Source organism: Candidatus Dependentiae bacterium, assembly GCA_018897535.1.
Lineage (GTDB): Bacteria > Babelota > Babeliae > Babelales > UASB340 > UASB340.
Map to the genome: position 1 here is coordinate 1 of JAHIKO010000076.1, position 4,084 is coordinate 4,084.

The following is a 4,084-nucleotide window of genomic DNA, read 5'->3' on the forward strand; positions in this document are numbered from 1 at the left end:
CAGCAATATACCTATCGTCATAAGTCCAACTTATTGAATAAACGTCATCACCTGTTGTATAGTTTGCTATTTCATATAAGGGCCCAACTCTTCCCGGCAAAAATTCTTCTGTTGTATCACTATTATTTAAAAACAACGCATTATTATTTCCATAAAATTGTCCGCCTCCAACAAATATATGATTTCCGGCTAAATTAAAATCTCTGTTCAGAAAAACTTTTCCGCCTATTGGAAAAAATCCGCCGGAAGCTTGATAAACAGAATCAAAAGAACATGTTGTTGCAGAATCTCTTAGCGAAAAACCATTATTCATAAGCCCATAGTTTGCAATTTTATTTTCTGCGCCGTCCAATTGTGTATATGCAATTGCTGCACCGGATGTTGTATCCGAGCCCAATGTAACGCTTGCCGAATATATAATTTTCAAAAAAAATAACTGTAAAAAAAATAATTTAATAACTATTTTCATAAGAAAAAGCACCATAAATTTTAAAATTATTATCAGCTAAAATATTAATATTTAAATCGTTTGAACTTATACCATCGCCAAATATTATTGCTTCAGATAAAGCAGTACCGGCACTGCTAAAAGTTACTCCATTATCCATAATTAAAGTGCCGTTTTTAAATCTAAGTCCTGTTGATGTTGTAATCAAACTTGCTCCATCAAAAAATATTTTTGAACTTTCATCTTGCATATAAATTAAATTTTTATTGTTATTTTTTGGAGCATAACTAAAAGTCATTCCATTTGAAAAATAGACTAAAGAATCAGAATTTATGGTACTGGTTACTCTTGAGCTATAAATAAATTTATCTGTTCCTGAAAATACTACATCCGAATTAAAAATAATTTGACCATATGAAAATTCATAATCTGCATCAACATAAAAATTTGAATTCTCAAGTCTTAAAATACCAGTATCATCATAGCAAGCTAAATTTTTATCGGACAATCCGGAAATAGTACAATTATTAATAAGCAAATTACTAAATGAACTTATCGATATAGATCCGCCATTACATAATCTTAAATTTCCCTTATTGGAATTTATAGAACAATTTCCAATAAACACCAACGACTGATTTATTTCAAAATCACCCATAAAATAAATATTCGCATCTTTAAATATGATTGATTTTAAGTTTAAAAAATTAAAAACATTTACATAAAAATCGGTACCGGTAGCAGTATTTTCCGATCCAATAGCCAAATAAGAACCATCCGGGGACCATTTTATAGCTGTTGCCGAATCAATAACATAAAAAGATCTTTCCAATGTTAAATTACCGGAATCTTTATCTATACTATAAATTTTAACATTATCATTTAATGTATCAGCTAAAGCTACTGCCAAATGGTTACCATCCGGAGACCATGCAAACATACTTACCGTATTGGCCTCTCCAGTACGAGCAGAAACAATTTCAGTTAAAGTAGATGTTGTATAAGAAAAATCATATATTCTTAATCTATCAGATCCGGATGACAACCCAACAGCTATATACTGATTTGTCGGATTCCAAGATAAATGAGAAACGGTCTGCCCAATATTCGACCTGGCAGCATAAGTCAAAGAACTGCTTCCATTAAATGTATAAACTTCCACAGTAGTATCAAAACCTGCTGCCAAATTATTTTTACTATGTATATTAGACCAAGAAAGTGCATCTCTTGCAAATGTAGTTGCAGTCGTTGCTCCTCCGGAAGCATTAATTTCCGTAGATCCAGAAATATCCCCGCTGATTGGAACATTAATTACTCGTACAACAGAAGCATCAGCTCCAAATGCTGCATATAAACCATTATAATACCATGCAACAGATCTGCATGACTGTGGCGTATACTGCCTGCCTGAAACTAAAGCTACTGCACTTGTCGCAGGATTAAACGATAAAATTCTTAATTCATAATAACCGGCACCACCATCATTTTCACCCATTAATATATGATATAGTCCGGAATAAAGACCTGGCGGTCTAATTCTTATGCTATAAACATTTGGTAATCCACTAACATAATTTCCTGCAAACGATATTGAAGTTCCATCATATGTATATGCCGTAAATGAGGAAAGGGTAAGATCTTGATTTGTTCCTAAAAAAAAATACGCTCCATCTTCTGAACAAGTAATAGTATTTGGTTGTTGATTAACTACATATGAAACAGTATAATCCTGAATTTTAGCCAATTTATTTGAAACAATTATGCTATTATTTTGACCATCTATAAAGCCATTGGCACGAAAACATCCCTTGTCAGATAAATATAAATCTTTAAATAAAAAAAGTTTTCCACCGGAAAGACTCATAACTGTTTTTATTGGATAAACTGAATAACAGGAGCAAGATGTAACTGCATCTAAAAAATAAAAACCACCATCCATTAATGCATATGTTGCAATTTTATTATCGGCACCGTCAAAAGTTATAGTCGCTTGAGGAGCTGCAACTGCCGTATCGGAGCCAACAGTAACGCTTGCCCCAAAAATATTTTTTATAAAAAACAAAAAATATAAAAACTTTTTTAATTTAAGAGACATTATTATATTCAAAGCCTCCATAAATATTCAAATTTAATGCCGAATCTAAAATTACATTTAAATCATGAGTTACAACTCCGGAACCAAATTTTATACTTTCACTTGAAGCTAACCCGGCACAACTTAAACTAACATTATTATCCAAAATTAATGTACCATTTGTTAGTAATATTCCAGTAGTTGTTGTAGAAAAAGTACAATTATTTAAATATAAAACAGAACTTTTATCGTACATATAAATTAAATTATTTCTGGCTGCACTAGGTGCATAATTAAATTTAGCTCCATTATTTATAGATAAGCTTGAATTTTTATCAATGCTACATGTAAATCTCGAAGTATAATTTAATGCATTGGTTCCTGAAATAACAACATCACTTTTAATTAGTAAACTACCAGCATCAAAAGTGTAATCGCCATATAAATCCATCTCACAATTTTGCAACGTTATAGAAGATGAATTTGCTATATTTTTTAGCCGTGTAGAATATAAGCCTGAAATTTTTGCATTTTTAATTTTTAAATTACTATTTTCACCAACTTGAATTTGGCCGGTCTGTAAATCCAAAATATTACCCCTGGCATCAATTTTACAATTACCATACATATTAAAATTTTGCGAAATAACGGAATCCGAATTCAATATCAAACTTGTATCATAAAAATATAAATCAGAGCCGTTTATACGATACAAATTAATTGAAGATCCCATTGCATTTAAAAGATATTGCCCGTTATTTGACGGCATAGCATCAAGCACAGTTGTACCGGTAGAAAAAATAACGACAGGATAAATTTTATATGATGCAGGCGATACATACAACGTACCAAATTCATAACCCAACCCGGTTGCAAGACCAAGTACCAGATAATCGCTACCATTAATCCATCGAGCAGCATAACAGGTTGCAGTTAAACCAATTCTGGATGCAATTTTTTCTGATAATAAACCAGACGCATGCTCATAAATTCTTAAATTTTCAGTTGATCCATCTAATCCGACCGCAATTAAATTTTCATTTTGCTTCCAAGAAACAGATCGAACAGAAATTCCGGAAATAGATGAATTGAGACTTAATGTTGATCCATTAAATGAATAAACATTTAATGAAGAACCTACTCCATTAGTACCCAAAACAATATAAGAGCCATCTGTGGACCAATCGAGGGCGCTAACTGAAGCCGTTCCACTACCGGAAAAAGAAATACTTGTAACAAGAGTTATTACTCCTGCAGAAAAAGAATATACATATAACATGGTAGTAGTTGCAGCAGATAAATAATTGCCATCTTTACTCCAACTTACACTAGCAACTCCCGTTGCAAAACTAATACCACCAGTTTGTGTCAATGTTGTTCCATCCCAACTATAAATTCTAAGCTCATTACCAGTTATAGCTGCTGACGGTCCAAATGCAAAATAATTTTGGCTTGGATGCCAACGAACACAATTAACAGCGGCTGTAAAACCAACACTTGTACCCAAAGATAATATTGATCCATTAAAGTTATAAATATACAATTCATTACCGGTACCGGCA

Annotated in this window: 3 protein-coding genes; all 3 read right to left on the bottom strand. The window is 32.2% G+C overall.

What is annotated here, in order from left to right; translation table 11 throughout:
- Positions 1–469, bottom strand: a 469-nt coding sequence (locus tag KKE07_05045; GenBank protein ID MBU4270208.1) for a hypothetical protein, incomplete at its 3' end; no start/stop codon positions are given.
- Entirely contained in the window at positions 453–2,555 is a 2,103-nt protein-coding gene (locus KKE07_05050) for a beta-propeller fold lactonase family protein (protein ID MBU4270209.1), read from the bottom strand. The genes KKE07_05045 and KKE07_05050, both read right to left, overlap by 17 nt.
- On the bottom strand, positions 2,533–4,084 hold a 1,552-nt coding region (locus KKE07_05055; protein MBU4270210.1), incomplete at its 5' end, for a hypothetical protein. The genes KKE07_05050 and KKE07_05055, both read right to left, overlap by 23 nt.